Here is a 15374-nt window from a genome sequence, read left to right as displayed (position 1 = left end):
GTTAACGGTCCGGCAAAAATATGGATGGAGTATGGTCGTAGTTAGCGGCAATAGCCTTCGCCGCTGGCGACAATCAGGCAGTCTTTTTTATCGGCCAGCCATTTCAAGCCAGTGGCTGCGCCATCCCCGGCGCGCAGCACCTGCGGGCCGTCAGGGCGGGTAAAGGCGATGCCATCATCGGTTGCCTGGCCTTTGAACGTGCCGGATGCATCGGCATCCAGGCCATACTGCATGGTCAGAAGGTAGTGGCCGCGGCCGATGCTGTCGTCCTTGGCGATGTTCAGGTTCAAGCCTTCGACGCCGATCCACTTGCCCACCCATTTATCGGTGGGTGGCGTTTCGGGTACAAGGGTCGCCTGCACGGACGCGGGGGCGGTCTTGGGGGCTTCTTTCGGCGTTTTATCGCAGGCAGAGAGCAGGGCGAGGGCAGACAGCACAAACAGGATTTTTTTCATAGCGGCAGGGCCTTGATTAAAAAGTGTGCAACGCCGGGGCGCGCGTGCAGGGTTGGACTCAAATCCACTGATTTAGTGCGCTGTTCGCCCGGTGTTTGGTTATGCTCTTGGGGCAGACGCATGCCCGGCTGCTAGATTACTTCGGTTGAGTGCCACCGTGTTCAGCTCGCCACACAAGAGAATTCAATGACTGTCAGTACCCCGCTTTCCGGCGTCAATCATCCCTTCAAAGGCATCCTGCTGATTGTGCTGGCGACGTTCCTGTTCTCCAGCCACGACGCCCTGTCCAAATACCTGGCCGGGTTCTACCCGATCGTGATGGTGGTGTGGGCGCGGTACATGGTGCACACCTTGCTGATGGCCGGGATCTTCCTGCCGCAATCGGGCCTGCGCGTGCTGCGCAGCAAACGGCCGGGGATGCAGGTGGTGCGGGCGTTGTGCTTGTTGGGCACCAGCCTGTTCTTCACCACGGCGCTGCATTACATCCCGTTGGCGGAAGCCACGGCGGTGAACTTCCTTGCGCCGATCCTGGTGACCGCGCTCTCGGTGCCACTGCTCGGCGAGCACGTCACGCGTGGCCAATGGCTGGCGGTGATCTGCGGGTTTATCGGCGTGGTGATCATCATCCATCCGGGCGGTGAGCTGTTCACCCCGGCGGTGCTGCTGCCACTGTGCTCGGCGCTGTTCTTCTGCTTCTACCAACTGCTCACGCGCATCCTCAGCCAATACGACAGCCCCACCACCAGCAACTTCTTCGCCGGCCTGTGCAACACCCTGGTGATGAGTGCGATGGTGCCGTTCTTCTGGCAGGTACCGACCCTGTGGCATGGGGTGATGATGCTGGCGCTGGGCACCTGCGGGATGACCGCGCACTTGATGCTCACCCAGGCGTTCCGCTTCGCGGCGCCGGCCTTGCTGGCGCCGTTCGGCTATTGCCAGATCGTGTTTGCGGGGTTGTTGGGTTGGCTGGTGTTCAGTCATACCCCCGACATGACCACGGTGGTCGGTATCGGGGTGATCTGCATGAGCGGCTTGGCCGCTGCCTGGCAGCAGCGGCGGCGTTGATTACACCTCTACCGTAGGAATCTTGCGCGGCGCCATGAAGTACATCCACACCAGTGCGATGAAATACATCGCCGGAATCAGGGTGAACAACAGCGTGTAGTTGTTGTTGGTCACGGTCAGGATATGGCCGACGATCTGGGTCATGAACATGCCGCCGATGGCCGCGCACATGCCGCCGAAGCCGAACACCGTGCTCATCATGTGCTTGGGCGTGTAGTCCATCACCAGGCTCCAGATGTTGGCGGTCCAGGCCTGGTGCGCGCCGATGGCCAGGGAGATGGCGAACACCGCGACCCACAGCTGGCTGGAACCGGCCGCCATGATCACGCCGACGATGCAGCAGGCGAACAAGAACATCGACAGCAGCCGCGCCTTGATCGAGTTCATCCCGCGACCGATCAGGAACGAGGACAGAATTCCGCCGCCCACGCTGCCGAAGTCGGCGGTGAGGTAGATGATGATCAGCGGGATGCCCATCTGCGTCACGTTGATGCCCAGGTTGTATTGCTGGTTCAGGAATGGCGGTAGCCAGTACAGGTAGAACCAGAACACCGGCGCGGTCAGCGAGTACGCCAGTGCGAAGGCCCAGGTGCCGCGCATGCGCAGGATGCGGCTGAACGGTACGCGGGGTTGTTCCGGCTCGACTTCCTGTTGCACGTAGTCCAATTCGGATTGTTTAACGGTGGGATGCTCTTCCGGGTTGTAGTACTTCAAGCCCCACAACACCAGCCAGATACCCCCGAGCGCCGACATGCACAGGAACGCCGCCTGCCAGCCCCACACGTGCAGGATCAACGGCAGCAGCATGGGCGTCATCATCGCGCCGACGTTGGTGCCGGCGTTGAAGATACCGGTCGCCACCGCGCGCTCGCCGGCCGGGAACCACAGGCGCGTAGTTTTCACGCACGCCGGGTAGTTGGCGGCCTCGGTCAGCCCGAGGATAAACCGGCAGACCATGAAGCCGACTGCCGAGGTGGCCAGGCCGTGGGCGCCGGTGGCCAGGCTCCACAGCAGCACCGCGCAGAAAAACACGCGCTTGACGCCTACCCGGTCGATCAAGCGGCCCTGCAGCACAAAGCCGATGGCGTAGCCGACCTGGAACCAGAAGTTGATGTTGGCGTAATCCATCGCCGTCCAGCTCATTTCCTTGGCCAGAATCGGTTGCATCACGCCCAGGGCGGCGCGGTCGATGTAGTTGAGGGTGGTGGCGAAGAACACCAGGGCCAGCATGCCCCAGCGGGTTTTACCCACGGCCAGGGCGCCGCGGATCTTGTCGCCGATGCCGGCGTGCGGGGTGCCGGGGCGCGCGGCCAGGGCGGAGTTTTGCAGAGGCATGAGGTCGTACCCGTTTTTGAAATTTTTATGGTGTGTTCTGGGTCTTGATGCAGGTTCGATGGTGCGCAGTGGTTAAAAAGTCGTCAATTCGCCAAAGGGGCATAGTGTTCGATAATCGCACCAAAAACTAACCGGTTCGTACATTTTAATTGCCGCGTGTAGGCTGTGGGCGAATAATTTGCCATAAACAACAATTGCCGGGAGTGACCCATGCAACGTTCCATCGCTACCGTGTCGTTGAGCGGCACCCTGCCGGAAAAGCTCGAAGCCATTGCCGCCGCCGGGTTTGATGGCGTTGAGATTTTTGAAAACGACCTGCTGTACTACGACGGCAGCCCGCGTGAAGTCAGGCAGATGTGCGCCGACTTGGGCATTGCCATCACCCTGTTCCAGCCGTTTCGAGACTTCGAGGGCTGCCGCCGTGATCGTCTGGCGCGCAACCTCGAGCGCGCCGAGCGCAAATTCGATCTGATGCAGGAGCTGGGCACCGACCTGGTGCTGGTGTGCAGTAATGCCTCAGCCGATTGCGTGGGCGATGAGCGCATCCTGCTGGACGACCTCAGCCTGCTGGCCGAACACGCGGGCCGCCGCGGCTTGCGAATCGGCTATGAAGCGCTGGCCTGGGGCAAGCATGTGAACACCTGGCAGCAGGTGTGGAACCTGGTGCGCCAGGTGGACCATCCCAGCCTGGGTGTGCTGCTCGACAGTTTCCACACCTTGTCGCTCAAGGGCGACCCGAGTGGCATCGCCGAGATCCCCGGCGACAAAATCTTCTTCGTGCAAATGGCCGACGCGCCGATCCTGGCCATGGATGTGCTGGAGTGGAGCCGGCATTTTCGCTGCTTCCCCGGCCAGGGTGAGTTCGACCTGGCTGGGTTTCTCGCGCCGATCATCCAGAGTGGCTACACCGGGCCGTTGTCCCTGGAGATTTTCAACGACGGCTTTCGCGCCGCACCGACCCGGGCCAACGCGGCAGATGGTTTGCGCTCGTTGCTGTACCTGGAAGAGAAAACCCGCCAGCGCCTGGCGGCGGAGCAACCCGCCGCGCCCGTGGATATCCTGTTCGAAACCCCGGCGGCCAGCGAGTACGACGGCATCGAATTCCTCGAATTTGCGGTGGATGAAAGCCTCGGCGCGAAGCTGACCCATTGGTTGGAACGCCTGGGCTTCGCCAAGGCCGGCCAGCATCGTTCCAAGAACGTGAGCCTGTTGCGCCAGGGCGATATCAACCTGATCCTCAATTGCGAACCCTATTCCTTTGCCCACAACTTTTTCGAGGCCCATGGCCCGTCGCTGTGCGCCACGGCGATTCGGGTCAAGGACAGCGCCAAGGCGTTGGAGCGGGCGGTGGCCTACAAGGGCCAGCCCTATCGCGGCCTGGTCGGGCCCAATGAGCTGGAGTTGGCGGCCGTACGCGCGCCGGATGGCAGCTTGATTTACCTGGTGGACCAAAGCGAAGGCGGGCTATACGACACCGATTTCAACCTGCAACCCGTCACCGCCAGCGGCGGCTTGCTGCGCATCGACCATATGGCCATGGCCCTGCCGGCCGACAGCCTCGACAGCTGGGTGCTGTTCTACAAAAGCTTGCTGGATTTTGAAGCTGATGACGAAGTGGTGCTGCCCGACCCTTACGGCCTGGTCAAAAGCCGCGCACTGCGCAGCCGCTGCAGTTCGATTCGCCTGCCGCTGAATATTTCCGAGAACCGCAATACGGCGATTTCCCACGCGCTTTCGAGCTATCGCGGCTCGGGCGTGCACCACATTGCCTTCGATTGCGCGGATATTTTCGCCGAGGTGCGCCGGGCCAAGGAGGCCGGGGTGCCGCTGTTGGATATCCCGCTCAACTACTACGACGATTTGGCTGCACGCTTTGATTTCGACGATGAGTTCCTCAGCGAGCTGGCGTACTACAACGTGCTGTACGACCGCGACGCCCAGGGCGGTGAGCTGTTTCATGTCTACACCGAAGCCTTCGAGGGGCGGTTTTTCTTCGAGATCATCCAGCGCAAGAACGGCTATGCCGGTTATGGCGCGGCCAACGTGGCGGTGCGTTTGGCGGCAATGGCCAAGTCGCGCAGCGGTGCGGTGCGTCAGGCACGTTTATAACGGTGGGGAGGTGCTTCCTTCGGGGAGCGCCTCGGCCCATAATCGGGCCTGCATAAAAACGCCGTGAGCGCACCATGACCCTGACTCCCGACCTCTCTGCCGTGTCAGACGCACCGCGCAAGAGTCGCAAGAACAATCCGGAAAAGACCCGCGAGAATATTCTCCAGGAAGCCATTGTCGAGTTCGTTCAGCAGGGCCTGTCCGGCGCCCGCGTGGACGCCATCGCCGAGCGCATCCACACCTCCAAGCGCATGATCTATTACTACTTCGGCAGCAAGGAACAGCTCTACGTCGAGGTGCTGGAGAAGCTCTACGGCGATATCCGCAACACCGAGACCCGCATGAACCTCACGGCCCTGGAACCGCGCGAAGCGATCCGCCGGCTGGTGGAGTTCACCTTCGACCACCATGACCAGAACGTGGATTTCGTGCGCATTGTCAGCATCGAAAATATCCACAACGCCGAGTACGTAAAGCGCACCAGTACGATCAAGGACATGAACAGCAAAATCCTCGAGGGGCTCGGTGAGACCCTGCGTCGCGGCGCTGAAATGGGGCTGTTTCGCGAAGGGTTGGAGCCGCTGGATGTGCACCTGCTGATCAACTCGTTCAGTTTTTACCGTGTCTCCAACCGGCATACCTTCAGTGAGATCTTTCAGATTGAACTGTCGGACGAGGCGATCAAGCAGCGGCACCGGGAGATGATCTGCGAGTCGGTGTTGCGTTATCTGCAAGCTTGAGAACTGGCTGTACGCGGTCAATGTGGGAGGGGGCTTGCTCCCGATAGCGGTCTGTCAGCGCAACATGGGGTGGCTGACACACCGCTATCGGGAGCAAGCCCCCTCCCACATTTGGATTTCTGTTTCTACAGTGGCGTATTCATGCTCTGAAAGTGCGCCAACATCCTGCCAGCATCCGCCGCCTCGCCACTGAACAACTCAAACGCCTTCACTGCCTGAAACACCGCCATATTGCCGCCATCCAACGTGCGGCAACCCAAGGCGCGTGCGTCGCGCAGCAACTCGGTTTCCAATGGGAAATACACGATTTCCGCCACCCACAGCCCGGCGTGCAATAGCGCGGCGGGCACGGGTGTGCCGGGCAGCTTGGCCATGCCCATCGGGGTGGTATTGACCAGGCCGTCCGCCTCCACCATGGCGTTGGTCAAGTCGCCGCCGACCTGAGCACGACCGTTGCCAAAACGCCGGGCGAGGTTATCCACAAGCTCGCCGGCGCGGAGGCTGTCCAGGTCAAAAATGCTCAGCTGTTCAACGCCCTCGGCCAGCAGCGCGTGCGCCACCGCCGCGCCTGCGCCGCCGGCGCCCATTTGCACCACGCGCTGGCGCGGCACGTCATTCAAGTTGCGTCGGAAACCCTCAGCAAACCCCAGGCAATCGGTGTTATGGCCGATGCGCTTGCCGTCCTTGAACACCACGGTGTTGACCGCGCCAATGCCCTTTGCCTCGTCGGACAATTCATCGAGCAACGGCAGGATCGCTTGCTTGCACGGGTAGGTAATGTTCAAGCCGGTGAAGTGCATCTGCTCGGCGGCACGTAGCAGTTCGGGCAGGGCGTGGCTGTCCAGGCGCAGCGCTTCCAGGTCGATCAGGCGATACAGGTAGCGCAGGCCCTGGGCGTCACCTTCCTGTTCATGCAGGGCGGGCGTGCGGGAAGCCTGGATGCCGGCGCCGATCAGGCCGGCGAGAACGCGCGGTTTCATCAGGCGCATCCTTTCAACGAGTGGCTGAAATGTTCCAGGGCCAAGTGGTAGCCATGGCTGCCGAACCCGGCCAGTACCGCCTTGGCGATGGGCGAGACAAAGGAGTGATGACGAAACGCCTCACGGGCATGCACGTTGGACAGATGCACCTCGATCACCGGCACTTCGCTGGCCACCAGCGCATCGCGAATCGCCACCGAGGTATGAGTCCAGGCCGCCGGGTTGATCACGATCCCGGCGCAACGGGCGCGGGCGGCGTGGATCCAGTCGAGCAGTTCGCCCTCGTGGTTGGTCTGGCGAAACTCGATGGTCAGCCCGAGCTTTTCCGCGCTGCGCCCGCACAGGGCGGCGATATCGGCCAGGGTTTCGTGGCCGTAAGTAGCAGGCTCGCGGGTACCGAGCAGGTTGAGGTTGGGGCCGTTGAGCACCAGCACGATAGGCGGCATAGAGGGTCTCCACAGTTTTTATTGGTTGTGGAGACAAAATGTACTGAATGGTTAGTTTGGTCAAATGAAGTCACTGGATCTGTTCGATTATCGAACCGTTAATTAGCAGGGGCAGCTTTTGATGAAGTGTTACGCCGGATTGCAGTGCGAACACGATTTACGGGCGTGGCCGGAGTCTCCCCAGCTGTCGGCATGAGTGGTTACAACCCGGCGTTCGCTGGTTTGTTCGTCGTTACTAATCTTTGAAGCAGCTTCGTGAGCATGAAGCCGGTTGTCGGGTGACACGGAAAAATTGTTACCTGACGGAAAATAACCTAACGGATGGGTTACGATGAGAGTGGCTGCTTACAAGGGATATGTAATCTCGGTATTTCTCAGGGATGAGCATTGCCCGCCCCATGTGCATGTCAGGGGAAGGGCGTGGGATGCGCGTTTTCGTTTCAGCTTTCTGGATGGGGACGTGGAGCTGTGGGATGTAAACCCTGAACGCTGCCGACCACCCAAGGCGGTCTTGGAGGAATTACGCGAGGCAATAATGCAGCCGCACTACTTGGCGCGGGCACGCAGGATCTGGTGGGAAAACCTGCAAACGGTTTGCCTGGAGAACCATTCCTGGAATTGGGAAACCAGTGAGTTGTTGCCGGGGTTGATCATTCAGCGGGGTGTTTATGTGATTGCACGTGCCCGGCACGATGTCGTAGGGCAAAAAACAATTTTGAGCCTGGTCAGGGCACCGGGGTCTGTGGAGATTGAATTATGAAAAAAATCGTAAAAGCCAACGTCAAACCCTACGTGCCTCTCAGCGATGCCGACGTTGACAAGGCAATCGCCCGTGGGCGCAAGCTGAAGCGTCTGTATGCCAACGCCAGCAACGTGCGCTATCAAGACGACTGCATCTCCATTGGCTTCAGCGATGGCAGCCGTGTCATGTTGCCGGTGGCCGGTCTGCCGGAGTTCGAGAAGTTTTCCCAGCAGGACTTCCAGCAATTGGAGGTCGGTTTCGGCGGCAAGGCGCTTTGCTGTGAGGCCCAGGACCTGGACGTTTCGATCACTGGCCTTATCGCCACAAGCCAGCCTCTGATGGACCTTGCCACGAGCCTGGTAGCCTCCCGAAACGGTCGCAAACGCAGCGCCGCCAAATCGGCCGCCGCCCGGGCCAATGGCAAGAAGGGCGGCCGGCCGCGCAAGGAAGTTTTGGAACCTGGCGACTCGACGGACACATGAATTTCAGTGTGGGAGCTGATGATGCCTGACAGAGTTATCGACGGGTCAGCAACACACCCGATTCCATATGGTGCGTCCACGGGAACTGGTCAAACATTGCGCATTGGGTAATGCGATGCGTGTCGTGCAACTGCGCGATGTTCGCTGCCAGTGTTTCGGGGTTGCAGGAGATATACAGGATGTTGTCGAAGCGCCGGGTCAGTTCGCAGGTGTCCGGGTCCATGCCGGCGCGCGGCGGGTCGACGAAGACGCTGCCGAATGCGTAGCTTTTCAGGTCGATGCCGTGCAGACGGCGGAACGGGCGCACTTCATTCAGGGCCGCGGTGAGTTCTTCGGCGGAGAGGCGCACCAGGGTGACGTTATCCACGGCATTTTCATCGAGGTTGCTCAGGGCCGCATTCACCGAGGTCTTGCTGATTTCGGTGGCCAGCACGTTACGCACGCGGGTCGCCAGCGGCAGGGTGAAGTTGCCGTTGCCGCAGTAGAGTTCCAGCAAGTCGTCCGGGCGATCACCCAGGGCGTCGTACGCCCAGTTGAGCATCTTCTGGTTCACCGTGCCGTTAGGCTGGGTGAAGGCGCCCTCGGGTTGGCGGTAGCTGAATGTGCGGCCACCGACCTCGATTTTTTCCACCACGTAGTCGCGGCCGATCACATCGCGCTTGCCCTTGGAACGGCCAATGATGCTCACGTTCAGCTCAGCCGCCAGCTTGTTCGCTGCGGTGTGCCAGTGTTCATCCAGCGGGCGGTGATAGCACAGGGTGATCATCGCGTCGCCGGCCAGGGTGGTGAGGAACTCCACCTGGAACAGTTTGTGGCTCAGGGCGGCGCTGGCTTGCCAGGCGGCCTTGAGCTGCGGCATCAACTGGTTGATGCGCTGGCTGGCGATGGGAAACGCTTCGATCAGGATCGGCGTGCGCTTGTCGTCCTGGGCGAACATCGCGTAGTGGCGCTCGCCGCCTTCGCGCCACAGGCGAAACTCCGCGCGCAGGCGGAAGTGCTGCAGCGGCGAGTCGAAGACCTGCGGCTCGGGGGCGTCGAACGGTGCCAGCAGGTCACGCAGGCGCGTGACCTTGTCTTGCAGTTGAGCGGTGTAGTGTGCGGCGTCGAAAGTCATGCGTTGAACCAGCCCAGCTTGATCACGAACAGAATCGACAGAATCACCAGGGCCGGGTTCAGCTCACGGTAGCGGCCCGAAAGCAGCTTGATGGCGGTCCAGGCGATGAAACCGAAGGCGATGCCGTTGGCGATGGAGTAAGTGAAGGGCATCGCCAGGGCGGTGATTACCACCGGCGCGGCCACAGTAATGTCATCCCAGTCGATTTCGGCCAGGCCGGACGTCATCAAGACGGCCACGAACAGCAGCGCCGGCGCGGTGGCGAAGGCCGGTACGCTGGCCGCCAGCGGTGAGAAGAACAGCGCCAGCAGGAACAGGATCGCGACCACGATGGCGGTCAAGCCGGTACGGCCACCGGCGCTCACGCCAGCGGCAGATTCGATGTAGCTGGTGGTGGTCGAAGTACCCAGCAGCGAGCCGGCCATGGCCGCCGTACTGTCGGCGATCAGCGCACGGCCCATTTTCGGCATGTGGCCGTCCTTGCCCATCAGGCCGGCGCGCTTGGCGACGCCGATCAGGGTGCCGGAGTTGTCGAACAGGTCGACGAACAGGAACGCGAAGATCACGCTGACCAGGCCGATGTCCAGCGCGCCCTTGATATCCAGTTGCAGGAAGGTCGGGGCCAGGGACGGTGGCATCGAGGTCACGCCGCCGAACGGGGTGAAGCCCATCACAATGGACACGATGGTCACCGCCAGGATGCCGATCAGCACCGCACCACGCACGGCCAGGGCTTCCAGGGCCACGATCAGCACAAAACCGAGGGTGGCCAGGATCGGCGCCGGTTGTTTCAGGTCGCCCAGGCCCACCAGCGTGGCCGGATTGGCGACCACGATACCGGCGTTGTGCAAGGCGATCAGCGCCAGGAACAGGCCAATACCGGCGGCAATCGCCGAGCGCAGGGGCAGGGGAATGCTGTTGATGATCCACTCACGGATACGGAAGATCGACAGCAGGAAGAACAGCACCGCCGAAATGAACACCGCGCCCAATGCCACCTGCCAGGTGTGGCCCATGTGCAGGACCACGGTGTAGGTGAAGAAAGCATTGAGGCCCATGCCCGGCGCGAGAGCGATCGGGTAGTTGGCGATCAGGCCCATCACGGTCGAACCGATGGCCGCCGCGAGGCAAGTCGCGACAAACACCGCGCCTTTGTCCATGCCGGTTTCGCCGAGGATGCTCGGGTTCACGAACAGGATGTAGGCCATGGCCAGGAATGTCGTGATACCCGCGAGAATCTCGGTGCGCACGTTGGTGTTGTGGGCTTTGAGTTGAAACAGCTTTTCCAGCATGCCGGCTCCCTGTGACGCTATCTTGCGTCGTGATTTGTTGACCTCTAAGTCAAAGCACAAACTGCGCCAAGCGCTTGTGGCTTCAGAGAGGATCGGAAAAAGCGGCGCATCATACCAGCAGCCGAGGCTGTGTGGCGCATGGCCTTGAGGCATACTGCGCCGACGTTCAACAGCAGGTCATCGACAGCATGAAAAAAGCCAACGCGTGGAGTCTAGCTCTGATCCCTTGTCTGAGCCTGTGGCTCGGCGCGGCACCGGTGTGGAGCGCGGCTGCACCGGCCTTGAGCGAGGTCCGGGTGTTCAAGGTCGAATCGGCGAAGTGCAGCGAGACCATTCCGGACCGTGTGCAGACCACCCAGATGTGCGAGCACCGTGGGCCCACGAAGGTCTCGGTGATGGAGGTCGGCCTGGGCAACAGCCCGATGGGCCGCTTCAACGGCGCCGAGTTGAACGGGCAACGCACGGCGGTGTGCCAGGTGGGCAACATCAGTGAGGCCTGTAACGGCGTGGGCACGCTGATGGGCTACATCTATGTGTTTGACCTCAACGTGCAAGCCCAGGGTTGGTTCGAATTCACCAATACCTCGATCAATCCTCCGCAAAATACCCTGAAAGCCCAGCTCAATATCCGCTGATCAATTGTCTTGAACGCTCAAAACCCTGGGAAGTCGTACCCCTGAGACGGCGATTTCCCTGAACGCCGCGGATGTACATCAACCCGTGAGGTGTTTATGAGCGCGACCCCCAATGGCGCGGCGGCCCAGCCGTTCGTCGCCCACCCGATACGCTTGACCTTGAACGGCCAGGATCGCCAATTGAGTGTGTTGCCCTGGACCACCTTGCTGGACCTGCTGCGCGAACAATTGGACCTGGTCGGCAGCAAAAAGGGCTGCGACCACGGCCAGTGCGGCGCGTGCACCGTCTTGCGTGACGGCAAGCGCGTAAACGCCTGCCTGACCCTGGCCGTGATGTGCGACGGCGCCGAGCTGACCACCATCGAAGGCCTGGCCGACGGCGACCAGTTGCACCCGATGCAGCAAGCCTTCATCAAGCACGATGCCTTCCAGTGCGGCTACTGCACCCCCGGCCAGATTTGCTCGGCGGTCGGCCTGGCCAACGAAGGCCGCGCCCACGACAGTGCGCAGGTGCAGGAATTGATGAGCGGCAATCTGTGCCGCTGCGGTGCCTACAGCAATATCCGCGCGGCCATCGAAGAGGCGCTGCCGGCGTGCGGCAACCGGGGAGGTGAGCAATGAACCCCTTCCATTACAGCAAGCCGGCAGACGTGCACGAGGCGGTGCACCTGAGCAGCGCGGCATCGCGCTTCATTGCCGGGGGCACCAACCTGCTGGACCTGATGAAAGAGAACATCAGCCGGCCCGAACACCTGATCGATATCACCGGGCTGCCGCTCAATGCCATCGAAGAAACCGCCGAGGGCGGCCTGCGTATCGGCGCGCTGGTCAGTAATGCCGACCTGGCCTGGCACCCGCTGATTGAGCAGCGTTACCCATTGCTGTCCCAAGCCATTCTTGCCGGAGCCTCGCCGCAACTGCGCAACATGGCCAGTACCGGTGGCAACCTGCTGCAGCGCACCCGTTGCTACTATTTCTATGACGCCACGGTGCCGTGCAACAAGCGTGAGCCTGGCAGCGGCTGCCCGGCGCGCACCGGCTTGAACCGCATCCATGCGATCCTCGGCGCCAGCGAGCAGTGCGTCGCCACCCACCCTTCGGACATGTGCGTGGCCCTGGCGGCGCTGGAGGCGCGGGTGCATGTCGAAGGGCGCGGCGGGGCGCGGGTCATCGAGTTCGCCGACTTCCACCGCCTGCCCGGCGATGCACCGCAACGCGACAACCAATTGGCCGACGACGAACTGATCACCGCCATTGAATTGCCTGCCGATAACCTGGCCCGCCACAGCCATTACCTGAAAATTCGCGACCGTGCGTCCTACGCATTCGCGCTGGTGTCGGTTGCCGCCGCCTTGGAATTGAACGGCGACGAGATCATCGACGCCCGCCTGGCCCTTGGCGGTGTGGCGCACAAACCCTGGCGCGACCGCGCGGTAGAGGCGTCGCTGATAGGTCGCAGCGTCAGCCGCGAAACCTTCAGTAACGCTGCCGATGCCCTGCTGCGGGATGCCGAGCCGCTGCAACACAACGGCTTCAAGATCAAGCTGGCGCGCCGCGCAATCATTCGTGCACTGAGCGACGCTGCGGTCGCAGGAGAACGGCCATGAGCGCCATCGGCAAACCCCTGGACCGTGTCGACGGTCTGCTCAAGGTCACCGGCAAAGCGCGTTATGCCGGTGAATTTCCCGAGGACGGCCTGCTGCATGGCAGCGTGGTGTCGAGCACGATCGCCAAAGGCCGTGTCCTGCGCATCGATGCCTCAAGGGCTTTGGCACTGCCGGGTGTGGTGGAGGTCATCCATCACCTCAATCGCCCGAAAATTGCCAGCTACGACGATGCGTTCGCCGATGCGGATGCTGCCGACGGCTCGCCATTTCGCCCGCTGTATAACGACCGCGTGCTCTACAGCGGCCAGCCCCTGGCCCTGGTGATCGCCGATAACCTGGAGCTGGCGCGGCATGCCGGCTCGCTGGTCGACATCGAATACGCGGCGGAAGATTTTGAAACCGACCTGATCGCCCAGCAGCAATCGGCTCACCCTTCGCCCCAGACACCGCCCGGGCCGCGCGGCAACTTCCAGGCTGAATGGGCGGGTGCCGCTATCAGCCTCGATCTGCACTACAGCACGCCCATCGAACACCATAACCCGATGGAACCCCACGCCAGCACCGTGCTGTACCAGCCCGACGGCACCCTGCATATCCACGACAAAACCCAGGGCCCGCAGAACTGCCAGGCGTATGTGCAAAAAGTCTTTGGCCTGGACAAGAGCCAGGTACGCATCTTCGCCGCGTTCGTCGGTGGCGCCTTTGGTTCGGGTCTGCGCCCGCAGTACCAATTGCCGCTGGCGGTGATGGCATCGCTGGCGCTCAAGCGCTCGGTGCGCGTGACCCTGACCCGCCAACAGATGTTCACCTTCGGCTACCGCCCACGCACCTTGCAGCGCTTGCAGATGGGCGCCGCCGCCAACGGGCGCTTGCTGGCCCTGGGGCATACCGCGATTGGGCAGACTTCGCGCTTCGAGGATTTCAGCGAACACGTGGTGGAATGGAGCGGCATGCTCTACCACTGCGACAATGTGCAATTGACCTACAAGCTGGTGCCGCTGGACGTGTTCACCCCACTGGACATGCGCGCTCCCGGCGCCGCTCTGGGCGTGATCGGCCTGGAGTGCGCCATGGACGAACTGGCCTGCGCCCTGGCCATCGACCCGGTGCAACTGCGCCTGATCAACTACGCCGAACGTAACCAGAATGAAGACAAGCCCTGGTCGAGCAAAGCCCTGCGCGAGTGTTACAGCGAAGGTGCCGAGCGTTTTGGCTGGAGCCAGCGCAACTCCGAACCGCGCAGCATGCGCGACGGCCGCCAGTTGATCGGCTGGGGCATGGCCGGTGGTGTGTGGGAAGCCATGCAGATGAAAGCCAGCGCCAAGGCGCGCCTCGATACGAGCGGCAAACTCACCGTCAGCAGCGCCACCACCGATATCGGCACGGGCACCTACACCGTGATGACCCAGATCGCGGCGCAGGCCAGCGGTGTGGCGGTGGAGGATGTGGTGTTCATGCTCGGTGATTCCTCACTGCCTACCGCGCCGCTGCAAGGCGGCTCGTTTACCGTGTCGTCCGTCGGCACCGCCGTGCAGCAAGCCTGCGAGGCCTTGACCGCCAAACTGCTGGCCGTTGCCCGGCAGACTTACCCGGTGTTCCAGGATGCCGAGTCCGTGCGCTTTGAAGACGGCCACCTGCACACCGGCGACGTGAGTGTGTCGTTGGCCCAACTGGTCAAGGACAGCGGCGAGGACGGGCTTGAGGTGCAGGTCGAGAGCGAGCCCGACAAGAAGCGCGAGGGCTATGCCACGGCCACCCATTCGGCGGTGTATGTCGAAGTGCGGGTAGATGAAGACTTGGGCACCATCAAGGTCAGCCGCGTAGTCAGCGCGATTGCGGCCGGGCGCGTGGTCAACCCGAAAATGGCGCGCAGCCAGATCCTCGGCGGGGTGGTGTGGGGCATCGGCATGGCGCTGCACGAAGAGACCCAGGTCGACCATCAGCTGGGTCGCTACATGAACCACAGCCTGGCCGAGTACCACATCCCGGTGAATGCCGATATCGGTGAGATTGACGTGGTGTTTGTCGAAGAGCACGACCAGATCGTCAATGCGCTCGGGTCCAAGGGCGTGGGCGAAATCGGCATTGTTGGGGTGGCGGCGGCGGTGGCGAATGCGATCTACCACGCCACTGGCAAGCGGGTTCGGGAGTTTCCGATCACCCTGGACAAGGTGCTCTAAAACACACCGCGTAACTCATGTGGGAGGGGGCTTGCTCCCGATGACGGAGTATCAGTCGAGGATGATGTGACTGATCTACCGCTATCGGGGGCTTGCCCTAATGCCAGTCAGTTAAGGCTTTTTGTAGGAACGAGGCGGGCGGCTAGCCCTTGCTCGCGAAAAACTCACAGGCACCGCGTTCATTCAGAAAGC

15 protein-coding genes are annotated in these 15374 nt (G+C 61.8%); 9 read left to right on the top strand and 6 right to left on the bottom strand.

The annotated features are described in order from the left end of the window. Positions 1-41 precede the first annotated feature (41 nt). Entirely contained in the window at positions 42-455 is a 414-nt protein-coding gene (locus tag C4J85_RS23550; RefSeq protein ID WP_124410840.1) for a membrane lipoprotein lipid attachment site-containing protein, read from the bottom strand. Between the two features lie 186 nt (positions 456-641). Here C4J85_RS23550 and C4J85_RS23545 point away from each other — a divergent pair, with 186 nt between their 5' ends. Beyond that, positions 642-1520 carry a DMT family transporter gene (locus C4J85_RS23545; RefSeq protein WP_124408239.1) on the top strand — a complete coding sequence of 293 codons (879 nt, stop codon included), beginning with the start codon at positions 642-644 and terminating at the stop codon, positions 1518-1520. Here the strand turns inward: C4J85_RS23545 and C4J85_RS23540 are convergent, their stop codons facing one another. Further along, the gene (locus tag C4J85_RS23540) at positions 1521-2855 is read right to left on the bottom strand and encodes an MFS transporter (RefSeq protein ID WP_124364508.1); all 1335 of its coding nucleotides are present in this window, start codon (positions 2853-2855) and stop codon (positions 1521-1523) included. Positions 2856-3065: 210 nt separating this feature from the next. Between C4J85_RS23540 and quiC the strand changes: the two genes are divergently transcribed. After that, a complete protein-coding gene (gene quiC / locus C4J85_RS23535) occupies positions 3066-4964 on the top strand; it encodes a 3-dehydroshikimate dehydratase QuiC (protein ID WP_124410839.1) in 1899 nt (632 codons plus the stop codon). 74 nt (positions 4965-5038) lie between these two features. Beyond that, complete coding sequence (locus C4J85_RS23530; protein ID WP_124364506.1) at positions 5039-5704, top strand: TetR/AcrR family transcriptional regulator; 666 nt, start codon at positions 5039-5041, stop codon at positions 5702-5704. A 125-nt stretch (positions 5705-5829) separates the two neighbouring features. On the opposite strand, the gene C4J85_RS23525 is transcribed toward C4J85_RS23530, so the two are convergent. Continuing rightward, complete coding sequence (locus C4J85_RS23525) at positions 5830-6684, bottom strand: shikimate dehydrogenase (protein WP_124410838.1); 855 nt, start codon at positions 6682-6684, stop codon at positions 5830-5832. Further along, positions 6684-7130, bottom strand: a complete 447-nt coding sequence (aroQ, locus tag C4J85_RS23520; RefSeq protein WP_124364504.1) for a type II 3-dehydroquinate dehydratase — start codon at positions 7128-7130, stop codon at positions 6684-6686. The genes C4J85_RS23525 and aroQ overlap by 1 nt, the downstream gene beginning before the upstream one ends. Before the next feature lie 331 nt (positions 7131-7461). Between aroQ and C4J85_RS23515 the strand changes: the two genes are divergently transcribed. Then, the gene (locus tag C4J85_RS23515) at positions 7462-7890 is read left to right on the top strand and encodes a DUF4160 domain-containing protein (RefSeq protein ID WP_124410837.1); all 429 of its coding nucleotides are present in this window, start codon (positions 7462-7464) and stop codon (positions 7888-7890) included. Continuing rightward, positions 7887-8354, top strand: a complete 468-nt coding sequence (locus C4J85_RS23510; RefSeq protein WP_124410836.1) for a DUF2442 domain-containing protein — start codon at positions 7887-7889, stop codon at positions 8352-8354. Before C4J85_RS23515 ends, C4J85_RS23510 begins: the two co-directional genes overlap by 4 nt. 34 nt (positions 8355-8388) lie before the next feature. Here C4J85_RS23510 and trmA read toward each other — a convergent pair whose 3' ends face one another. Beyond that, positions 8389-9468 carry a tRNA (uridine(54)-C5)-methyltransferase TrmA gene (gene trmA / locus C4J85_RS23505; RefSeq protein ID WP_124408234.1) on the bottom strand — a complete coding sequence of 360 codons (1080 nt, stop codon included), beginning with the start codon at positions 9466-9468 and terminating at the stop codon, positions 8389-8391. Next, positions 9465-10760, bottom strand: coding sequence for an NCS2 family permease (locus C4J85_RS23500; protein WP_124364502.1), 1296 nt, complete (start codon positions 10758-10760; stop codon positions 9465-9467). The genes trmA and C4J85_RS23500 overlap by 4 nt, the downstream gene beginning before the upstream one ends. 188 nt (positions 10761-10948) lie before the next feature. On the opposite strand from C4J85_RS23500, the gene C4J85_RS23495 reads away from it, so the two are divergent. The 4 genes from C4J85_RS23495 (at position 10949) to C4J85_RS23480 (ending at position 15182) form a co-directional block, all read left to right on the top strand. Further along, entirely contained in the window at positions 10949-11395 is a 447-nt protein-coding gene (locus C4J85_RS23495) for a DUF4879 domain-containing protein (protein ID WP_124410835.1), read from the top strand. Positions 11396-11491: 96 nt separating this feature from the next. Further along, positions 11492-12016, top strand: a complete 525-nt coding sequence (locus C4J85_RS23490; RefSeq protein ID WP_124368435.1) for a (2Fe-2S)-binding protein — start codon at positions 11492-11494, stop codon at positions 12014-12016. After that, positions 12013-13002 (top strand): xanthine dehydrogenase family protein subunit M, encoded by a 990-nt coding sequence (locus C4J85_RS23485; RefSeq protein WP_124410834.1) that lies wholly within the window; start codon positions 12013-12015, stop codon positions 13000-13002. The genes C4J85_RS23490 and C4J85_RS23485 overlap by 4 nt, the downstream gene beginning before the upstream one ends. Continuing rightward, entirely contained in the window at positions 12999-15182 is a 2184-nt protein-coding gene (locus C4J85_RS23480) for a xanthine dehydrogenase family protein molybdopterin-binding subunit (protein ID WP_124410833.1), read from the top strand. Before C4J85_RS23485 ends, C4J85_RS23480 begins: the two co-directional genes overlap by 4 nt. The last annotated feature ends 192 nt before the right edge of the window (positions 15183-15374 follow it).

Source organism: Pseudomonas sp. R4-34-07 (assembly GCF_003852375.1).
In the GTDB taxonomy this organism is placed as follows: Bacteria; Pseudomonadota; Gammaproteobacteria; order Pseudomonadales; family Pseudomonadaceae; genus Aquipseudomonas.
This window is presented reverse-complemented; position numbering and strand designations above follow the sequence as displayed.